19 protein-coding genes are annotated in these 20,166 nt (G+C 55.2%); 17 read left to right on the top strand and 2 right to left on the bottom strand.

What is annotated here, in order from left to right; translation table 11 throughout:
* Positions 1-293: 293 nt before the first annotated feature.
* From mutS to glnA, 13 genes are all read left to right on the top strand, one after another.
* On the top strand, positions 294-2,996 hold the full coding sequence (gene mutS / locus RB620_RS01565) for a DNA mismatch repair protein MutS (RefSeq protein WP_308091749.1): 2,703 nt from the start codon (positions 294-296) through the stop codon (positions 2,994-2,996).
* A 43-nt stretch (positions 2,997-3,039) separates the two neighbouring features.
* Complete coding sequence (gene mutL / locus RB620_RS01560; protein ID WP_308091748.1) at positions 3,040-5,250, top strand: DNA mismatch repair endonuclease MutL; 2,211 nt, start codon at positions 3,040-3,042, stop codon at positions 5,248-5,250.
* The gene (locus RB620_RS01555; protein WP_308091747.1) at positions 5,247-6,026 is read left to right on the top strand and encodes a class I SAM-dependent methyltransferase; all 780 of its coding nucleotides are present in this window, start codon (positions 5,247-5,249) and stop codon (positions 6,024-6,026) included. The genes mutL and RB620_RS01555 overlap by 4 nt, the downstream gene beginning before the upstream one ends.
* Positions 6,019-7,053 carry a tRNA (adenosine(37)-N6)-dimethylallyltransferase MiaA gene (gene miaA / locus RB620_RS01550; RefSeq protein WP_308091746.1) on the top strand — a complete coding sequence of 345 codons (1,035 nt, stop codon included), beginning with the start codon at positions 6,019-6,021 and terminating at the stop codon, positions 7,051-7,053. Before RB620_RS01555 ends, miaA begins: the two co-directional genes overlap by 8 nt.
* Positions 7,050-7,295: an RNA chaperone Hfq gene (hfq, locus tag RB620_RS01545; RefSeq protein WP_087569310.1), complete on the top strand. Its 246-nt coding sequence runs from the start codon at positions 7,050-7,052 to the stop codon at positions 7,293-7,295. The genes miaA and hfq overlap by 4 nt, the downstream gene beginning before the upstream one ends.
* A gap of 149 nt (positions 7,296-7,444) precedes the next feature.
* The gene (locus RB620_RS01540) at positions 7,445-9,895 is read left to right on the top strand and encodes a transglycosylase domain-containing protein (RefSeq protein ID WP_308091745.1); all 2,451 of its coding nucleotides are present in this window, start codon (positions 7,445-7,447) and stop codon (positions 9,893-9,895) included.
* Between the two features lie 36 nt (positions 9,896-9,931).
* Positions 9,932-10,573: a peptidylprolyl isomerase gene (locus RB620_RS01535; protein ID WP_308091744.1), complete on the top strand. Its 642-nt coding sequence runs from the start codon at positions 9,932-9,934 to the stop codon at positions 10,571-10,573.
* 199 nt (positions 10,574-10,772) lie between these two features.
* Positions 10,773-11,330, top strand: coding sequence for a ribonuclease FAU-1 family protein (locus RB620_RS01530; RefSeq protein ID WP_308091743.1), 558 nt, complete (start codon positions 10,773-10,775; stop codon positions 11,328-11,330).
* Positions 11,327-12,007: a YdcF family protein gene (locus RB620_RS01525; protein WP_308091742.1), complete on the top strand. Its 681-nt coding sequence runs from the start codon at positions 11,327-11,329 to the stop codon at positions 12,005-12,007. Before RB620_RS01530 ends, RB620_RS01525 begins: the two co-directional genes overlap by 4 nt.
* Positions 12,008-12,172: 165 nt before the next feature.
* On the top strand, positions 12,173-13,144 hold the full coding sequence (locus RB620_RS01520) for an AAA family ATPase (protein WP_308091741.1): 972 nt from the start codon (positions 12,173-12,175) through the stop codon (positions 13,142-13,144).
* Between the two features lie 49 nt (positions 13,145-13,193).
* A complete protein-coding gene (locus RB620_RS01515) occupies positions 13,194-14,486 on the top strand; it encodes a methionine gamma-lyase family protein (protein WP_308091740.1) in 1,293 nt (430 codons plus the stop codon).
* Between the two features lie 61 nt (positions 14,487-14,547).
* Positions 14,548-14,958 carry a MerR family transcriptional regulator gene (locus tag RB620_RS01510; protein ID WP_308091739.1) on the top strand — a complete coding sequence of 137 codons (411 nt, stop codon included), beginning with the start codon at positions 14,548-14,550 and terminating at the stop codon, positions 14,956-14,958.
* A 26-nt stretch (positions 14,959-14,984) separates the two neighbouring features.
* A complete protein-coding gene (gene glnA / locus RB620_RS01505) occupies positions 14,985-16,313 on the top strand; it encodes a type I glutamate--ammonia ligase (protein WP_308091738.1) in 1,329 nt (442 codons plus the stop codon).
* A 160-nt stretch (positions 16,314-16,473) separates the two neighbouring features.
* On the opposite strand, the gene lexA is transcribed toward glnA, so the two are convergent.
* Complete coding sequence (gene lexA / locus RB620_RS01500) at positions 16,474-17,097, bottom strand: transcriptional repressor LexA (RefSeq protein WP_308091737.1); 624 nt, start codon at positions 17,095-17,097, stop codon at positions 16,474-16,476.
* 257 nt (positions 17,098-17,354) lie between these two features.
* Here lexA and yneA point away from each other — a divergent pair, with 257 nt between their 5' ends.
* The 4 genes from yneA to RB620_RS01480 all read left to right on the top strand — a co-directional run bounded on the left by yneA (position 17,355) and on the right by RB620_RS01480 (position 19,389).
* Positions 17,355-17,627: a cell division suppressor protein YneA gene (yneA, locus tag RB620_RS01495; protein ID WP_308091736.1), complete on the top strand. Its 273-nt coding sequence runs from the start codon at positions 17,355-17,357 to the stop codon at positions 17,625-17,627.
* Positions 17,628-17,801: 174 nt separating this feature from the next.
* Positions 17,802-18,008: a DUF896 domain-containing protein gene (locus RB620_RS01490; RefSeq protein WP_308091735.1), complete on the top strand. Its 207-nt coding sequence runs from the start codon at positions 17,802-17,804 to the stop codon at positions 18,006-18,008.
* A 62-nt stretch (positions 18,009-18,070) separates the two neighbouring features.
* Positions 18,071-18,577: a hypothetical protein gene (locus RB620_RS01485; RefSeq protein ID WP_308091734.1), complete on the top strand. Its 507-nt coding sequence runs from the start codon at positions 18,071-18,073 to the stop codon at positions 18,575-18,577.
* A 23-nt stretch (positions 18,578-18,600) separates the two neighbouring features.
* On the top strand, positions 18,601-19,389 hold the full coding sequence (locus RB620_RS01480) for an HAD-IA family hydrolase (RefSeq protein WP_308091928.1): 789 nt from the start codon (positions 18,601-18,603) through the stop codon (positions 19,387-19,389).
* 118 nt (positions 19,390-19,507) lie between these two features.
* Here the strand turns inward: RB620_RS01480 and RB620_RS01475 are convergent, their stop codons facing one another.
* Positions 19,508-20,050: a 1,2-dihydroxy-3-keto-5-methylthiopentene dioxygenase gene (locus RB620_RS01475; protein WP_308091733.1), complete on the bottom strand. Its 543-nt coding sequence runs from the start codon at positions 20,048-20,050 to the stop codon at positions 19,508-19,510.
* Between the last annotated feature and the right edge of the window lie 116 nt (positions 20,051-20,166).

Raw genomic sequence — 20,166 nt, 5'->3', positions numbered from 1 at the left:
CGCCGGATGCTATCAAACTGCCATCTACATCTCCAACTTGATTTCGATAGCTCCATCCAGGCTCATCCGTCATCCTCAATCCCGCAAACTCTATCCTTCGCCACAGACTTTCACCGCCAACCCATCCTCACACCCCTTCGTCACTGGCTCTCGCCACCAACCCATCCTTCCGCCAAGGTTATAGCGCACATCTGTTCCGCTTGGTATAATAGAGGTCTGGTGTTTTGCATAACGACGAGAATGGGCCGTACGAGCCGGCGCATTCATCCCTTACATAGCAGGAGGCGAAGGCGGTGTCTGGTTACACGCCGATGATTCAGCAATACTTGGCGGTGAAAGAAGAGGCGAAGGACGCTTTTCTTTTTTTCCGTTTGGGCGATTTCTACGAAATGTTTTTCGACGACGCGATCAACGCATCGCGAGAGCTGGAGATTACGTTAACAGGACGGGAAGGCGGCGGCGCGTCCAAAATTCCGATGTGCGGCGTTCCCTACCATTCTGCGGACAACTATATCAACCGGTTGATCGAAAAAGGCTACAAAGTCGCGATCTGCGAGCAGGTGGAGGATCCGGCGGCGGCGAAAGGCGTCGTCCGGCGCGAGATCGTCCGGATCGTGACGCCGGGAACGGTCATGGAATCGAAGCAGCTGGAAGGCTCCTCGAACAATTTCATTGCCGCCATCGTAAGCGCCGGCGGCGTTCTTGGACTCGCGGCATGCGACTTGTCCACGGGCGAGCTGTATGTGACGTCCTTCCCGGAAAACCTCGAGGTGCTAGTCGACGAGCTTAACGTCTACGTTCCGGCCGAAGTGGTCGGCGACGGCAGGCTGCTGTCGAAGCTCGGCGAATCCGCCGCCTGGACGCGTAACGTTCCGCTAACGGAGCGCAGTCCAATGTCTCGCGAAGGCCTTACGGAGCAATTCGGGGAAGAGGAGCTAAGCCGCGTGACCGCGTCCGCCGCGAGGATCGCGGCGCTCGGCGTGTTGACCGGCTATCTCGGCGAGACGCAAAAACGTTCCTTGTCGCACGTCAGACATATCCGCTCCTATGAGCCGAACCAATATATGATTCTCGACCACTACACCCGTCGCAACCTGGAGCTGACGGAGACGGTGCGCGACAGGAGCAAACGAGGCTCCTTGCTGTGGCTGCTGGACCGTACGGGCACTTCGATGGGCGCGCGCCTGCTGCGCCGATGGATCGACAAGCCGCTGCTGAGCAGCTCGGCGATCGGCAAGCGGCTGGACGCGGTCGAGACCTTGTACCGCGACTTGATTCTTCGCGAAGACATTCGTGCCGAGCTGCAGCCGATTTACGATTTGGAACGACTCGTAGGACGGGTAGCTTACGGCAACGCGAACGGCCGCGACCTGATCGCGCTGAAGTCGTCGCTGCGCCGCATCCCGAGCCTTACGAACCTGTGCCTCGCATCCGGATCGCCGGTGCTGGAGGAGCTGGTGGCCGGCTCTGACGATTGCTCGGATTTGGCCGACATGATCGACACCGTGCTCGTGGACGAGCCTCCCGTTTCGATACGGGAAGGCGGCCTGATCCGCGGCGGTTACGACGATTATTTGGACAGCTTGCGGGAAGCGAGCACGAACGGGAAACGCTGGCTGGCGGAGCTGGAGCGGCAGGAGCGAGAAGCGACCGGCATCAAATCGCTGAAGATCGGATTCAACAAAGTGTTCGGCTACTACCTCGAGGTGTCCAAAGCGAATTTGGTTTCACTGCCCGAGGGAAGGTACGAGCGCAAGCAGACGCTCGCCAACGCCGAGCGGTTCGTCACGCCCGAGCTCAAGGAGAAGGAACGTCTCATTCTGGAAGCCGAGGACAAAATGGTCGATCTCGAATATGCCCGCTTCATCGAGCTGCGCGACCATCTGGCGCTTCATCTGCATCGCTTGCAGCGCGCGGCCGAAATCATCGCCGAGCTTGACGTTTACCAGTCCATGGCCACGGTCAGCGCCGAACGCAGATACACGCGTCCGAACGTATCCGAATCGTACGACCTGCGCATCGAAGAAGGACGGCATCCCGTCGTGGAAGCGATGATGGACGGAACGCCGTTTATTAGCAACGATACCAGGCTGCAGCTTGACGACCAGTGGATTCTGTTGATCACGGGACCGAACATGGCAGGCAAAAGCACGTATATGCGCCAAGCGGCGCTCATCTGCATCATGGCGCAGATTGGCTGCTTCGTGCCCGCGAAGTCGGCGGAGATTCCGCTGATCGACCGCATCTTCACGCGGATCGGCGCGGCGGATGACCTGATCGGCGGACAAAGCACGTTCATGGTCGAGATGAAAGACATTCAGATCATGACGGAGAAGGCGACCGCGAGCAGCTTGGTCATCATCGACGAACTTGGCCGCGGCACTTCCACCGCCGAGGGAATGGCGATCGCGCAGGCGGTTATCGAATACGTTCACCATCATATCGGATGCAAGGCGCTCGTATCGACGCATTTCCACGAGCTTGCCCATTTGGAAGAATCGCTGCCTGCGCTCGGGAACGCGAGAATGGCCGTCGAAGAAAGCGGCGACGACGTTACCTTCCTCCGCAAGCTCGTCGCCGGCGCGGCCAGCACCAGCTACGGGATTTATTGCGCCCAGCTCGCCGGATTGCCCGAAACGATTATCGGACGCGCTTATGAGCTGCTAGACGACACGGCGGAAGGAGAATTCCGCCGCGCGGCAACGGCTAACGCCAGATCAACAGCGGCAGGAGTCGAATACTCGGCAGCGGCTGCCGCAAGGGAATTGCATGTTGCGGAAGAGACGAAGGTTCTAAAGGTACGGGAGAACGGATCGATCGTTCAGCTGTCCATGTTCGAGGAGCCGGCGGCCGCATCGGAGACCTCGACGAAACGAAAAGCTTCTCCGAAAGCCGAGCAGCTGGCCGAAGAATTGCGCAAGCTGGATCTGTTTAATTTGACGCCGATGCAGGCGATGCAGTGGCTGAACGACATGAAAGGCAAGCTCAGGGAGTAAGGGCGGCGACGCCGATCGGAACCATGAAAGGAGGCGCCATGGAATGGCTAGAATCAAAGTGCTGGACGAGCAGCTAGCGAACCAAATTGCGGCGGGCGAAGTCGTGGAACGTCCGTCTTCCGTCGTCAAGGAATTGGTCGAGAACGCGGTAGACGCCGGAAGCACGGTAATCGACGTGACGATCGAGGAGGGTGGCCTGTCGCTCATCCGGGTCGTGGACAATGGAGGGGGCATCGACGCGGACGATCTGCCGACCGCGTTCCAGCGGCACGCGACTAGCAAAATCGCCACGAGCAGCGATTTGTTCCGCATCGCCAGCCTCGGATTCCGGGGCGAAGCGTTGCCCAGCATCGCGGCCGTGTCGCGAATGACCTGCATGTCCGCGAACAGCGGCAGCGGGCTGGCTAGGCGCCTCGTTATCGAAGGCGGGACAACAACCGCCGTCGAACCCGCGAACGCGCCGCAAGGCACGGACATGTCGGTGCGGGATTTGTTTTACAACACGCCCGCGCGGCTCAAATACATGAAGTCGATTCAGACGGAGCTCGGCCATATATCCGATTACATGAATCGGGTAGCGCTAGCGCATCCGGGAATCGCAATCACGCTGAAGCACAATGGAAGTGTGCTGCTGCGCACGCTCGGCACCGGCGACAGGCTGCAGGTCATTGCCGCCGTCTACGGAACGAGCGCGGCCAAGGCAATGCTGCCGGTCTCGGCGTCGGATACCGATTACGAGCTGACGGCATACGTCTCGAAGCCGGAGTTGACGCGAGCGAATCGGAACGGCATCACCGTCGTCGTGAACGGTCGCTACATCCGCAGCCACGCGGTCAATCAATCGCTTCTGCAAGCGTATCACACGCTGCTGCCGATCAACCGGTTCCCGCTTGCCGTCGTGGAGCTTGGCATGCATCCCGGATTGCTCGACGTAAACGTGCATCCGTCGAAGATGGAGGTGCGTTTCAGCAAGGAGGCTGAACTGCGGTCGCTTATCGAGCGCGCGGTTAAAGCTGCGTTAAGCGCTCAACGCCATATCCCGGGTCCCGCATCCGGCGGGAAGCAGGAGCGCTCCAAACCGCTTTATGTACAGGATGCGATTTCCTTCCATATCGCGGAACGACTTGAGGAGTCCGCAGGTGAGCAGGGAGCCGGTCCGGCTCTATCCGACGCAGATGGCGCCGAGCAAACCCTCGAGTCTCGGCCAGCGCCTACCACGTACTCCAATCTGCGGCAACCGCCGCATTCTGGCGCTAACGACCAGCAGCAACCGCAGTATTCCGACCATCACGATCAGCGGCAACAGCTGGATTCTGATCGCTCTCAACGTCCGCAGTTCCCGGTTGCACCGGCTCGCTCAGCGAGTCCGCAGGCTGGTCCGCGTACCGCTGGGGTATCGCAGCAAAACACGTGGAGCGATAGGGAATCGGCATACGTGCCAAGAGACGCTGCCGAGAGGCTATATGCCAGACCGGCCAGCGGAACCGATCATTCGGCAACGCTTCGCGAGACCGCTGCCGCAAGCCAATCTTCGTTCGCGGAAACCCGACAGACGAATGATTCAGAATCCGAATCGGCTTATCCGGAAGCGGCAACACCTGCTAGCAGGCTGGACGACGTCAAGCAGGAGCTTGCGAATCCGCCAAGAAGAGCCGCAGGGACCCCGGCCTTTCCCGAACTGCATTGGATCGGGCAGCATCACGGGACGTATATCGTAGCGCAGGCAGACGACGGTCTTTATTTGATCGACCAGCATGCCGCCCACGAGAGAATCAACTATGAATATTACCTTCATAAATTTGGGAATCCTGTAGCTGCAAGCCAAGGGCTTATCGTGCCGCTCACGCTGGAATTTACAGCCGGCGAAGCCGCACAACTGAAGGAATGTATCGGACTGTTCGCGGAGGCAGGCGTCGAGATCGAGCCGTTCGGTTCGCAGACGTTCCTTGTTCGCGCCTATCCGGAGTGGTTCCCTCAAGGCGACGAACAATCGCTCCTGGAGGAGATGGCCGAGCTGCTCATCCAGGAACGCAAATCCATCAGCATCATGAAGCTGCGCGAGAAAGCCGCGATCATGTGCTCTTGCAAAGCTTCGATTAAGGCGAACGACAGGTTGTCCCGCGAAGAGGGCGATGCGCTTCTCGCGCGACTGTCGCGCTGCGATCAGCCGTATACTTGCCCGCACGGACGACCCATCATCGTGCATCTCTCAACCTATCAGCTGGAAAAAATGTTCAAGAGGGTGATGTCATGATCGTCACGACGGCGCCCGTCCCGACGATGCGGACGATCGAGCAGTCGAAGCGCCTGGCGGTCGAGCTGTCCGCCCAGCATGTTCCGCGGCGCGGAGCTTCCGTGCGCAAGCTGCTGGAACGCAGCGGAGACGGACGAGCTATCGTCGTTACGGATCGGGAAATCCGGTTCTACGACGGGGATGAAGCACCGCCGCTGTACTTCCATCCAAGCATGGCTTTCATACGCGTGAAGCGGCTTCGCAAAGGCGAGACGGATCTGCTTATCGAGCTGTCGGGATGCCTCCCTGGAGACCGCGTCATCGATTGCACAGCCGGCATGGCGGCTGATGCGCTCGTCTTTTCGTATGCTGTGGGAGAGTCCGGCAGCGTCGTCGCCTTGGAGAGCGAACCGATTCTTTGCGCGGTCGTGCGCGAAGGATTGGCGGCCTACGAGTCCGGGCTGGACGACGTCGACGCCGCGATGAAACGCATTCGGCTTTTATGCCGCGAGCATAGTCGATTTTTGGCCGATCAGCCTGACAACAGCGCCGATATCGTGTATTTCGACCCGATGTTCAGGCAGCCGATCCTGGAATCGTCGGCGATCGGGGCTTTCCGCTCCATCGCGAATATGGATGCGTTGACCGAAGAAGTCGTGAACCAGGCGAAACGCGTCGCTAGAAAAACGGTGATCATGAAAGAACATCAAGGAAGCAAGGAATTCGAACGTCTTGGATTCGAACGGAGACATGTCAATACATCGAAAATTGCATATGGAGTGATTCACGTTGACTGAGCAACACGGCGCCGCGCCGCGCCGCGAGAACGATCAGGTCCGGCCCAAGCAGCCTTTGCTCGTGCTTATCGGGCCTACGGCGGTCGGAAAGACGGCCCTTAGCCTGACTTTGGCCAAACAATGGAACGCGGAAATTATTTCGGGCGATTCCATGCAAGTATATAGAGGAATGGACATCGGAACCGCGAAGCTGCCGCTAGCCGATCGGGAAGGCATCCCGCATCATTTGATCGATATTTGCGATCCGGAGGAACCTTATTCGGCGGCGGACTTTCAGGCTGGAGCGCGCGAAGCGATTAATGCGATCTCCGCGAGAGGCAAGCTGCCGTTCATCGTGGGAGGAACCGGGCTTTATATCGAGTCGCTTTGTTACGATTACCAATTCGCCGACAACGGTTCGGATGAGCTCTTCCGCGCGGAGCAAGAAGCCTTCGCCACGGCGCATGGCGCAGAAGCGCTGCATGCGAAACTGTCGGAAGTCGACCCGGAAGCGGCGCGGCGGCTGCATCCGAACGATCTTCGCCGAGTCATCCGGGCACTCGAGGTGTTCCATCTGACGGGGCAGACGTTCTCGGATCAGCAAGCCGGTCAGAAAAAGGAATCGCCTTTCGAATTGTGTATTATCGGACTCTCGATGGACCGCGCGGTGTTGTATCGCCGGATCGAGCAGCGGATCGACGAAATGCTGGAGCAAGGACTGGAGGACGAGGTGAAACGGCTGCTGGCTCGCGAATTGTCGCCGCACGCGGTGCCGATGCAGGCGCTCGGATATAAGGAAATCGCCGATTATTTGAACGGTAATTGCTCGTACGAAGCCGCGGTGGAGCGGCTCAAGCGGGATACGAGACGATTCGCCAAGCGTCAATTATCGTGGTTCCGGCATATGAAGGATATTCACTGGTTTGACGCAGGGGAAAATTTTCACAACAATTTACGTTCGATTCATGCTATAATAGCAGGAAAGTTTCAAGATCATCTTGAATATCATTCTAATCAATCTTTTTTAGACGGGGGTAACGTCCAATGAACAAATCGATCAATATTCAAGATACGTTCCTGAATCAATTGCGCAAAGACAATATTCCGGTTACCGTGTTCCTAATGAACGGCTTTCAAATCCGCGGCGTTATCAAAGCCTTTGACAACTTTACGATCATTATCGACAGCGAAGGAAGGCAGCAGATGGTGTACAAGCATGCCATCTCGACGTTCGTCCCGCAGCGTAACGTATCGCTTATGCAGCAGGACAACTCCCAGTCTGAGGTCTAGTTCGCAGGGATGTATGAAACTTTCTTATAGAACGGTTCGTTTAACTAGATAGCGGCAAGCAAGGGCAACCCGCTCAAGTCCGGGTTGCTCTTGTCGTTTCATGTCCATCCTATAGATAGGGAATCAAGGAAGTGCAGGAGGGAATCACCATGGCTGAACAATCGAAAATCAGAAAAAGCGGATCCAAGGGGAAGAAACGGAAGCGATTATCCGGCCGAGCCTGGTTCTACGGCATTTTCTTCACGGTCGTCATTGGTATCGTATGCGGGATTATCGGCTATTTACTCATCATATTAAACGGCGAACGGCTGCTCGAGGAACACGGAAGCAAGCTTGAATTCGGCGAGGCATCGATCATCTACGACGCGAAGGGCGAAGAGATTTCTCGCCTGTACGACGTCATGGATCATCGCGAAGTCGCCGAGTTTGCTGAAATTCCGGAGTTCATGAGGGACGCGATCGTCGCGACGGAGGACCAGCGCTTCTACGAGCATGCCGGTCTCGACTTCTGGGCGATCGGCCGCGCGGTCGTAAAGGACGTTATCGCGCGAAGCGCCGTCGAAGGCGGCAGCACGATTACGCAGCAGCTCGCGAAAAACGTGTTCCTGTCCGCAGACAAGACGTTTTTCCGCAAGGCGACGGAAGCGTCCATCGCGGTAGCGCTCGAGCAGCAGATGACCAAAGACGAGATTTTGGCGATGTACTTAAACCGGATTTATTTCGGCAAAGGCGTCCATGGCGTGAAGGCGGCCGCCGATTATTACTTCGGTGTCGAGCTGAAGGATCTGGAGCTGTGGCAGGCGGCGACGCTTGCGGCTATGCCTAAGGCGCCCAACCGCTACAATCCAATCAACAATCCCGAGGATTCGATGGATCGCCGCGCGGTCGTGCTGCAGCTGATGTACGACCAGAAGTATATTACGCAAGAGCAGATGGAAGAAGCGAAGGCAGTAGTCTACGAGGCGCCGGCGCATCAAGAGCAATTCAAATCCGGTTCGTATCCGGCATTCGTCGACTTCGTCATCGAAGAAGCGATGGAAGTGACGAAACTGTCCGAGGAAGAGCTGCGTGTAAGCGGTTTGCACATCTACACGACGCTGAACCAGCAGGCCCAGCAATCGATGGACACGCAATTTGATAACGCGGACAACTTCGAGAAGAGCAAGGACGAGCAGATCGTGCAAGGCTCGATGATCATCATCGACCATAGGAGCGGCGAAATTCAAGCGTTGGCGGGCGGCAGGGATTACGTCAAAAAAGGCTGGAATCGGGTGACGAAGCTTCGCCAACCGGGATCCGCGATCAAGCCGATCGTATCCTACGGTCCGGCGTTGGAAAGCGGCGACTATTTCCCTTGGACGGAGCTAGCCAACGATAAAAAATGTTTCTCCAATTATTGTCCTACCGACCGATGGGGAGCGACTCCGGTTTCCATGAAGCAAGCGATAAAAGATTCGAGAAACCTTGCGGCCGTATGGATGCTGAACCAAGTCGGCATCAAACAAGGCGCCGCTTTCGCGGAGAAGCTTGGCATTCAGCTGGAAGACGACGACATGAATCTCGCGCTCGCTCTTGGCGGATTGACGAAAGGCGCTTCGCCGCTTCAGATGGCGACAGCCTACAGCGTGATGGCGAACGGAGGCAAATCCGTCGATCCGCACACGATTACGAGAATCGAAGGGAATCAGGGGTTCAACTACACGTACGAAGCGCCGGCTTCGAAACAATTGATGTCTCCGGAGACGGCGTGGTACTTGACCGACATGATGCTTTCGGTCGTCGAGAAGGGCGGAACCGGCAGCAAGGCCGCGATCGACCGTCCGGTGGCGGGCAAAACGGGCACGACTCAGCACGGCATTAAAGGTTATTCCGGCGACGGAATCAAGGATGCCTGGTTTGTCGGCTATACGGCTGAGTGGACAGCGGCGGTCTGGATGGGATACGATAAGACGGACATGGATCACTTCTTGAAGAAGGGCGGCACGCAATCGGCCGCGTTGTTCGCCAAAATCATGAAGCCAGCGATGCAAGGCGTGGGCAAGGATAGCTTCAAACGTCCGGGGGGCGCGAAGGAAAACAAGCCGCCGGCGAAGGTGAACAATTTTACGGCCGTGTATAATCCGGAAGAGGTTAGAGTAGACCTGAGCTGGGATGCCAGCCCGGAACCGGATGTGACTTACGAGATTTTCCGCAAGGAACTGAACGAATCCGAATATACCCGGTTTGACTCGCGTACGACGACCGGCGTAACCGACATGAGCATTTTCCCGGGAATGACGTACGATTATTACGTCGTCGCCTATGATGCCAAAAACGAATTGGCGAGCGAACCGTCCGAGACGGTCCGAATCGAAGTGCCGGAGGTGGAATTGCCTGACATTCCGATGGAACCGGATCCGACCGATCCGGTTGATCCCGGCGACGGCACGACGGAGCCAGGCGATGGCAACGACGGCGGCAATGACGGCAATAACGGAACGGACGAACCGACTGCTCCTGTAGAAACGGAGCCCGGGGACGGAGGCGAACCTACGCCGACGCCTACGGGTACCAATCAAGGCGGAGAGGCTGCAATCGAACCGACGACAGAGGGGACGTAAGCGCCTCTCCGCCATGGAATAGGTGGTTATTTGCACATGCGATTCAGAGGGTTGAGAAAGACGGTCTTCGCACTGATAGGCATCCTGCTCATCGTTACCGGCTGCGGATCGGGAAGCCCGTCGGGGCTTTCCGCCCAAGGGCAGGATGGCAAACCGAAGGTTCTTAGCTGGAGCAAGATGCCCGAAATGTCGATTGACCTGGATAAGAGCTACAAGGCAATCGTCGAGACGAGCAAAGGCAGCTTCGAGATCCGGCTGCTGACGAAAAAAGCGCCGGTGACCGTCAACAACTTCGTGTTTCTCGCGAACGAGGGTTTCTACGAAGGACTGAAGTTCCATTCCATCATCGAATCGTTTATGATCCAGACCGGCGATCCGAAGGGGAACGGCACCGGCAATGCCGGCTACCGGATTCCGGACGAGCTGGATACGGAATCGACGTACAAGGAAGGGGTAGTCGCGATGTTCAATACGGGAACGCCGGACTCCGGCAGCAGCCAGTTTTTTATTTGCACAGGGCCCGACGCTTCTAACCTGAACCGACAGCCGAATTATACGATCTTCGGCACGATCGAGCGCGGAATGGAGATCGTCAACGCGATAGCGGACGTGCCCGTGAAGAAAGGTGTGCCCGTCGAGGACGTGACCATTACCAAAGTGACGATCGAAGCAAGCTGATGGACAAGCGGTTTCGGCAGGGGAAATCCCTCCGGAGCCGCTTTTCTGCTTCCAAAGCTTGGTTTATTTTGCCCATGCGCTGGAGATGGACGTTAAGTTATGGTAATCTTTTTCTATAGGAGTGTTCCTGGCGAACATGTAGGCCGTCCCATTAGAGCGGCGGACGTAATTCCTAAATGAACGGAAAGGTACGTTCCGTATGAAGAGAAAATTTTCCGATCGCGCGAATTGGCGCCGAATACTGCGAAGAAGCTACTCATGCCTGGCGCTTGACGGAGACGAGTTTAGAGGACTAGTGACCTTCTACCGGATCCACGAGCTTCGGGAGCCTCTCTGGAAGGAATATAACGGACGAAGGCTTTGCCTGGCAGACCGGGGTTATTTGTGGATGCAGCACTTTCCGAAGGGCGAACATTTTGTCGTGACGACCATGTTCGACGACAAAGGGCGCGTCGTGCAATGGTATATCGACGTATGCAAGACGCAGGGACTGACCGATCAGCAGGTGCCGTGGTTCGATGATTTGTATCTCGATGTCGTTGTGCTCCCGAGCGGCGAAGTGTATCTGATGGACGAAGACGAGCTCGAGGACGCGCTTAGGCAAGGCGCCGTCTCGGGCAAGGACGCGGCGCTTGCGCGCAAGACGGCCGGCCGCCTGCTATCCAGCATCCGAAACGGCAGGTTCCGCTATTTCACCCTTAGTCTCAAACATCGCAAGAGCCTAATGGAGCGGACGGGGGAGTTAAGCGAATCATGAAGGCCGTCAAGCAGCAGAGGAGCAGACCGCGTCGAAGGAGAGGTTCCTTGCGGCCGTGGCTGCTCCTGTTTCGTTTCGTCGTGATCGCGTTTGTCGCAGGCGTGATTTGGTGCGGTTATGCCGCATGGTACATCAATAATCATGAAACAACGGTTGAAGATGGGCTCCACGCGGATGCGGGCATCGTGCTTGGAGCCGCGTTATGGAATGATCGGCCAAGTCCGGCGCTTAAGGAAAGGCTGGATTACGCGCTTAGCTTGTACGAGGATGGCATCGTCGATCGCTTGATTCTGTCGGGCGGTCACGGCGGGTTATCGTCGACGATCTCCGAAGCGGAGGGGATGCGCGATTATTTGACGGCCAAAGGGATGCCGGAAGACAAGCTGTTGCTAGAAACCGATTCGACGAGCACCTACCAGAATCTCGTTTTCAGCAAGCGTCTCGGCGAGTCGGAAGGCGCGACGGACTTTCTGGTCATCACGCATGATTACCATGCGCCTCGCGCCGCTGAAATCGCCGCGTTCGCGGGGTTCGAGCCCGCAAACGTCGCTGGCGTCAAATCCCGCGTGTTAAACGAGTTCTACAACGATTCGCGGGAAGTGCTCGCATACACCAAATGGAAGCTCGATTATGCCTTGATCCGGATCGGAATCAGATCTCCCGAGTCGATGCTGTGAATCTGCTAATATGCCGCCGCAAGAGAGAATAAGCTTATAATGCGTGTTCGAAAAATCCGGTTTTCAGCACCGAGAATATTGGATGAAGATAGCGGATTTTTTGAACTACCTCTTGTAGTGCGGGATTCCGCCATAGCATCCGTACAAAGGAAGGTGATGCGACAGATGAACGGACACGTCATATCGGGACCAGGCAACGGCTCCACCAGACCTTCCCGTCAAATCAACGTGGTGCTCAGAAGCCATGAATCGGCAAGCGCGGCTTCGGCGCAGGCGCTGGAAGCCGAACCGTTGACAAGCGTCAAGCCGCTGCCCGCGGTGGATCATTTCGCCGAGATTCAAAAGGAACTTGATCCCATGATCGGCATGGAGAACGTCAAGCAGCTGGTGTATGAAATTTACGCATTGTTATATATTAGCCGCATGCGCACGGAGGCTGGATTATTCGGTGGATCCCAAGTATACCATATGATTTTCAAAGGCAATCCGGGTACGGGCAAGACGACGATTGCTAGAATCATCGCCAAGCTGTTTCAGAAGATGGGCGTCTTGACGAAGGGACATCTCATCGAAGTCGAGCGGGCAGACCTTGTCGGCGAATACATCGGACACACGGCGCAGAAGACGCGGGATTTGGTGCGCAAAGCATTAGGCGGCGTGTTGTTTATCGACGAAGCGTATAGTCTGGCCCGCGGCGGCGAAAAGGATTTCGGCAAGGAAGCGATCGATACGCTCGTCAAGGCGATGGAGGATCACCGGAACGGGTTTATTCTTATCTTGGCCGGTTATCCGCTCGAGATTGAACAATTCCTGATGACGAATCCGGGTTTGCCCTCCCGCTTTCCGATCCAAATCGAGTTTCCGGATTATTCGGTCGACCAGCTGCTGCAGATCGGCGAGCTCATGGTCAAGGAACGCGATTATGTCATGATGCCGCAAACCTTGTTCAAGCTGCGCCAGCACTTGATGCAGGAGAAGCAGAACGAGATGTTCTCTTTCAGCAACGCCCGGTTTGTGCGCAATACGATCGAGAAGGCGATCCGTCATCAGGCGGTTCGGCTAATCGGGCAATATTCCAGTTCGATCCCGGCCAAAGGCGAATTAATGTCGATACGGCCGGAGGATTTGAAATTATAGATCATTCAGCGATTTAGGTTCGCAAGGCGAAAGGGAGAAAGCATAGGCCATGAACGAGCAACTAGAGAAAGAGCAGCGTTTCGAACGGTTAACCGCTTTGGCGGAATTGGCGGAGCAGGAAGCGGCGGAGGCGTTCAAACGGACGGAACGGATAGCGGAACGCAATCAGTGGAAAGTTATTGAAGCGTTCAAACGGCATCAGGTCAGCGATTTTCACTTCACCGGCTCCACCGGATACGGCTATAACGACCGGGGACGCGAAGTGTTGGATCTTGTTTATGCCGATGCGATGGGAGCAGAGGCGGCGCTTGTCCGCCCTCACTTCGCATCCGGCACGCATACGATCAGCTGCGCGTTGTTCGGCGTACTTCGTCCGGGGGACGAGCTGCTTTACGTGACCGGCAAACCGTACGATACGCTCCATAAGGTCATCGGGAAGAAGGGAGACGGAACGGGCTCACTAGCGGACTTCGGCATTACCTATTCGGAAGCGGGGCTTCTGCCGGACGGTGGCCTTGACTGGCATACGATCGAAGCATCCATCTCGGAGCGGACGAAGGTCATCGGCGTCCAGCGGTCCAGAGGGTATGCTTGGCGCGCCTCCTTCACGGTTGAGGAAATCGGCGAGATCGTCCGCAGGGTGAAGGCGATCCGCGAGGATTTGATCGTTTTCGTCGACAACTGTTACGGCGAATTTACGGAGTTGATGGAGCCGACGGAGGTTGGCGCCGATCTGATCGCGGGTTCGCTCATCAAAAATCCTGGCGGCGGCATTGCGGAAACCGGAGGGTACATTGCCGGTCGGCGCGAGTTAGTAGAGGCAGCCTCATATCGGCTGACCGCTCCGGGCATCGGCGGCGATGTCGGCGCGATGTTAGGAACGCTACGCTCTATGTACCAGGGTTTGTTCCTGGCTCCTCATATGGTTGGACAAGCGATCAAAGGGAGCATTCTAGCAGCGGCGATGTTCGAGCGTCTCGGCTTCGAGACGAAGCCGAGCTGGAGCGAACCCCGCACAGACCTGATCCAGGCGGTCCGGTTCGGACAAGCCGCCCCGTTGATCGCTTTCGTGCAGGGCATCCAGCAAGCGGCCGCCGTAGACGCCCATGTCGTGCCCGAGCCTTGGGACATGCCGGGGTACGACAATCCGGTCATCATGGCCGCGGGGACTTTCATACAGGGAGGCAGCCTGGAGCTGTCCGCCGACGCGCCGATCAGGGAACCCTACATTGCTTACATGCAAGGAGGGCTTACGTACGCTCATGCGAAATACGGCGTATTGGTCGCGCTCGAGAAGCTGGTCAGCAGCGGATTAATTGTGATTAAACCTTACATAACTTGACACATTTGTGGCGCGACGATACAATGAAGCTATAAATGAGCGACTGGAAGGTTGATGCGACATGGCAGACGAAATACGCAGAAATATGGCCTTGTTCCCGATCGGCATCGTAATGAAGCTGACCGATTTGACGGCCAGGCAGATCCGTTATTACGAACAGCATGAATTGATCGTTCCCGCCAGAACCGCTGGCAATCAACGGTTGTTCTCGTTTAACGACGTCGAACGTCTGCTAGAGATCAAATCGTTGATAGAGAAAGGCGTTAACATCGCCGGAATCAAACAAGTCATGAATCCGGTTTCCAAGGAATCGGATGACGCAACGATCGTTAGCGAGCAATCCGAAGTGAAGCGCAGAGAGTTGTCGGATCAGCAGCTTCACCGTTTGCTGAAGCAGCAGCTGCTGGAGAAGAGACCGGGCAGAACCTCCATGATCGAGGGACAATTAACCCGTTTCTTAAATAAACGGTAAATATGAGGACAAAAGGAGATGATTCTGTGAGTTACACTAGAGAAGACATCAAACGTATTGCCCAGGAGCAGAATGTACGGTTCATTCGTTTGCAATTTACCGATTTGTTAGGCACGATCAAGAACGTCGAAATCCCGGTTAGCCAGCTGGACAAAGCGCTCGATAACAAAATGATGTTCGACGGATCTTCCATCGAAGGTTACGTTCGGATCGAAGAATCCGACATGTACTTATATCCTGATCTCGATACTTGGGTAGTATTCCCATGGGTCCAGCAAGATCGCGTCGCGCGTCTGATCTGCGACATCTACATGCCGGACGGCACGCCGTTCGCTGGCGACCCGCGCGGCATTCTGAAGCGCGCGCTGAAGGAAGCCGAAGAGCTCGGCTACACCGCGATGAACGTAGGTCCGGAGCCGGAATTTTTCCTTTTCAAAACGGACGAGCGGGGCGAGCCTACGACGGAATTGAACGACCAAGGCGGTTACTTCGACCTTGCGCCGATGGATCTTGGCGAGAACTGCCGCCGCGAGATCGTGCTTACGCTGGAAGAGATGGGCTTCGAGATCGAAGCGTCTCACCATGAGGTAGCGCCCGGCCAACACGAGATCGACTTCAAATACGCGGACGCGATTAAAGCGGCCGACCAAATCCAAACGTTCAAGCTCGTCGTTAAGACGATCGCGCGCGTTCATGGCCTGCATGCCTCGTTTATGCCAAAGCCGCTGTTCGGCGTAAACGGATCCGGCATGCACTGCCACCAATCGTTGTTCAAAGGCAGCACGAATTCGTTTTACGACGAGAAGGACAAGCTCGGCCTAAGCGATACGGCCCGCTACTATATGGCGGGCATTCTGAAGCATGCCCGCGCGATGGCAGCCATTACGAACCCGACGGTCAACTCGTACAAACGTCTGGTTCCCGGTTATGAAGCGCCATGCTACGTAGCATGGTCGGCCAGCAACCGCTCGCCGATGATCCGCATCCCGGCTTCCCGCGGCTTGTCGACGCGCGTGGAAGTGCGTAACCCGGATCCTGCAGCGAATCCTTATCTCGCGCTCGCCGTTATGCTTAAAGCAGGTCTGGACGGCATTCAAAATCAATTGCCGCTTCCGGCTCCTACTGACCGCAATATTTACATCATGACGGAGGAAGAGCGGATCGATTCGGGTATTCCGAGCCTTCCGGTCAATCTGAAGGAAGCGTTGGAAGAGATGCTCAGAAGCGACGTTATTTGCGAAGCGCTAGGCGATCATGCGCTCGCTCACTTCTACGAGCTCAAAGAAATCGAATGGGATATGTATCGGACCCAAGTGCACCAATGGGAACGCGATCAATATCTGAGCCTCTACTAAAAGGATGATAAAGAAGGGCAGTCCCGTCGGTTCGAAACGACCGCGGGCTGCCCTTTGTTTTGTAATTTTGCTGTTCAAGATATCAAATTAACAAAAGGCGGCACGGGAACATGTTCCCGTGCCGCCTTTTGATAGGTTTACATATGAGATGCCGTTTCGCTTAATGAATGTCCCTAAACAATCCGATTACTTTGCCCAGAATGGTGACATTGTGCAAACGGATCGGTTCCATCGTTTCGTTCTCCGGCTGAAGGCGGATATGATCCTTTTCCTTATAGAACGTCTTCACGGTCGCCTCGTCGTCTTCGGTCATGGCCACGACGATATCGCCGTTGTTCGCCGTCTGCTGCTGGCGCACGATGACATAATCGCCGTTATGTATGCCGGCTTCGATCATGCTCTCGCCGATGACGTTAAGTATAAAAACGTTGTTGCTGTCGCCGACGTAATGCGCCGGGAGCGGGAAATAATCCTCGATGTTCTCCGTCGCCGTGATCGGCATGCCTGCGGTTACCTTGCCGACGATCGGAACTTGCGCTACGGGCATGTGGATGACGTTGTCGTTCTCGTCCTGGTTCAAAATCTCGATCGCGCGGGGTTTCGTCGGGTCGCGGCGAATGAAGCCTTTTTTCTCCAAACGATCCAAGTGGCCGTGCACCGTCGAGCTGGATAACAATCCGACCGCTTCGGCAATCTCGCGGACGGAAGGGGGATAACCTTTCTCTCGAACTTCTTGCTTTATAAAGTCAAGGATCGAATTTTGCCGTTTGGAAATCTTCGACACGTCCATCATCTCCATTCATCTTATTGTGTCAAATTATAGCACAGAACCGCCGTTCGTACAAACATAAGTTCTGGGGCGCAAATGTTCGCATTTTTTGGTTGACGGAAACGTTTGTTCGTGTTAAATTTAAAACAGAACAAATGTTTGGGGTGCTGAATATGATGATGATGAATTCAAGTACAAGCTCATACCGTTCCTTACATACAGCTACGAATCGCGATGAGAAGCCAACTTTTCTAAAGTGGGTTAGACGACATATGGCAAAGGTTATTGTAAGCCTGATGTTATTTTTACTCGTATTTACAAGCTTCCTTATCATAAGTACGAATGCTTCGAGTACGGGGATTGAAGGCCCTAGCGCTTCGGAGCAGGTTATAACGGTCGGCAGCGGAGATACGTTGTGGACGATCGCAAGCCGCCATCAAGACGGCAGCGATATTGGGTACCTCGTATATGCGATCAAGAATCGCAACGGGCTGGAATCGGCTACGATTTTTCCCGGGCAGAAGCTGATTATTCCGGTTATTTAAGATCACAAGTTGAAACAGGTCATCCAGGCAGGATTGGATGGCCTTTTTTTGTCTGTTTCTTGACAGTGTCGCATGGATGTCGAGAGCAATAGGCGCTTTACCTTGACAATGCAATGTTCAAAATGTAAAAGTAGGGAGTAGTATGTTCGCATCAAGAGAAAGGGGAAAAGAAAGATGGATATCGACAAGCTTATCGCGCGGATCAACGAGCTGTCCCGCAAAAACAAAACCGTCGGGTTAACCGACGAAGAAACAAAGGAACGGGATGGGCTCAGACAACAATATTTGAACAATTTCAAAGCCAACTTCAAGCAGCAGCTTGACTCGATCAAGTACGTGGAGGACGAAGAGAACGGCGGCAACGGCGGAATCAAACATTAATGAATGAATTAGGCTGCATTTTGTTGAGCTGCAGCCTAACGATTACATAAGGAGGAATAACCTTGTCACGATCTTGGGAACGCAAAGTACGCAAAAACATGACAACGATAAACAAACAACGAAAAAAACAAGGTTCCGGTCAATTGGTGATGAACGCGGAGAAGGCGGATCGGTTTACCGGGCGGAACTTCGTGTTGCCCGTTCTTCTGATTTTGTTCGTCATTATGTATTTGTTTGTCATGTCAGCTGATCCGAAATTTAAGCTCGATACGATTAATTGGGTGACGATCGGGGCTTATGTCTTGTTGGCCGCCTTGTTTTTCTTCCGAAGACCGTATTTGAAGATCGGCAAGGATTACGTTCAGTCCCGCAGGTTAACGGGGGACAAAAGATTGAACGCGGCGGATATCCAAGGCATTCGCGTACAGAACGGTTATGTGACGATTTTGCCGAAGAAGGGTGCCGGCTGGACCTTTTCAAGGCTGCTGAACCGGTTCAACACCGCTGACATGACCGACAAGATGAAATCGTTCGCGCAGATTCACGGCATTCAATTCGAAGAAAAATAGAATAGGGAGAGATTGGGAGCATGGTGGCGAAACAAGCGGTATTGTTTGATTTGGATGATACGTTATTATGGGATGACCGAAGCGTGAAGGAAGCGTTCCAAGCAACCTGCGAAGCGGGTTCGAAGGCGGCGGGCGTGGATCCGGCCGAACTGGAGGAAGCGGTGCGCAAGGAAGCGAGGGCGTTGTATGAATCGTACGAAACGTTCCCGTTCACGAAAATGATCGGCATTAACCCGTTCGAAGGGTTGTGGGCGAACTTCGCGGCCGGAGAGCAGGAGGAGTTCCGCAAGCTTCAGAAGCTGGCCCCCGGTTATCGGAAAGCGGCCTGGACGCAAGGGTTGAAATCGTTGGGCGTGGACGACGAGGAGCTGGGCGCCAAGCTGGCCGAACAATTCCCGGCGGAGCGCCGCTCGCGCCCGATCGTCTATGATGAGACGTTCCGCGTGCTTGATGCGCTGAAGGGCAAGTATAAGCTGCTGCTGCTGACGAACGGGTCGCCGGATCTGCAGAAGGAGAAGCTTGACGGCGTGCCGGAGCTGATCCCTTATTTCGATCATATCATTATTTCGGGCGAATTCGGACAAGGCAAACCCGCCGCGCCGATCTTCAAACATGCGCTCGAGCAGCTTGGCATCGAACCAGAGCACGGCATCATGGTCGGCGACAAGCTGACGACGGATATCCTTGGCGCGAACACGATCGGCATGACCTCGGTATGGATCAACCGCCATGGCGCCAAGCGCACGGACGAGATCGTCCCGACGCACGAAATTGCCGATTTGGAAGATCTGTTGCGTCTGCTCGAGCAGTAAATCCGATGGATCTACAGTTCCGAATAAGCGTATCGGACCTTTATGTGCGATAATGAAAAAAGCCTCTCTGGTCGCTCTTGGAGCGCCGGAGGGGCTTGAATGCTGCTTATAGGCTTTATTACTTGGATTGGAACTGCGCATCCGCGTAAGGGTGGGCGATCCAGCCTTCCGTCTCGATGAACAGGCGAACCGCGACGATTTGGCGGTTTTCCATCAGTGTGAAGAAGTGCGGTTTATGTTCCGGAACGGAGATGACGTCGCCTGCTTCGAGCTCAACGTCGAAGTAACCGACATCGTCCGTGCCTTTAATAATGAAGATGCCGCGTCCGGCCGTAATGGCGCGAACCTCGTCCTCTGTATGGGTATGAACGTTCTCGAATTTTTTGAGCAGCTCGTCGAGGTTCGGAGTCGCGTCCGAAAGGGCGACGATATCCCAAGTCCGGTATCCGCGGCGCTCCGCGAGATCGCGAATTTCTGCGTCGTAGGTCGCGAGGATCTGGCCCTTCTCTTCATCGGTCAACACGAATTTATTTTGCAATTCCGCGGCTAGCTTGCCGGCATTCCAATGCTCGTAAAGGACTTCCTGGCTTTCCAGGAACGCGCGGACGTTCTCTTCTCCCGAAATGCGTTGCTCCGTGTTGCGTATTCTTATTTCAGCCATGAGCATTCCCTCTTTTCCAATAGAAATTAAATGATATAATAATTATAAAACAAATGCGGGCGAATGTCGATGGAGGATCCTTTTCAGTCAAGGGGTATTCTGTTAAACTATTTGTT

Source organism: Paenibacillus sp. LHD-117 (genome assembly GCF_030929555.1).
Classification (GTDB): Bacteria; Bacillota; Bacilli; order Paenibacillales; family Paenibacillaceae; genus Pristimantibacillus.
Note: the sequence above shows the minus strand (reverse complement) of the source record. Positions and strands in the feature narration are given on the sequence as shown.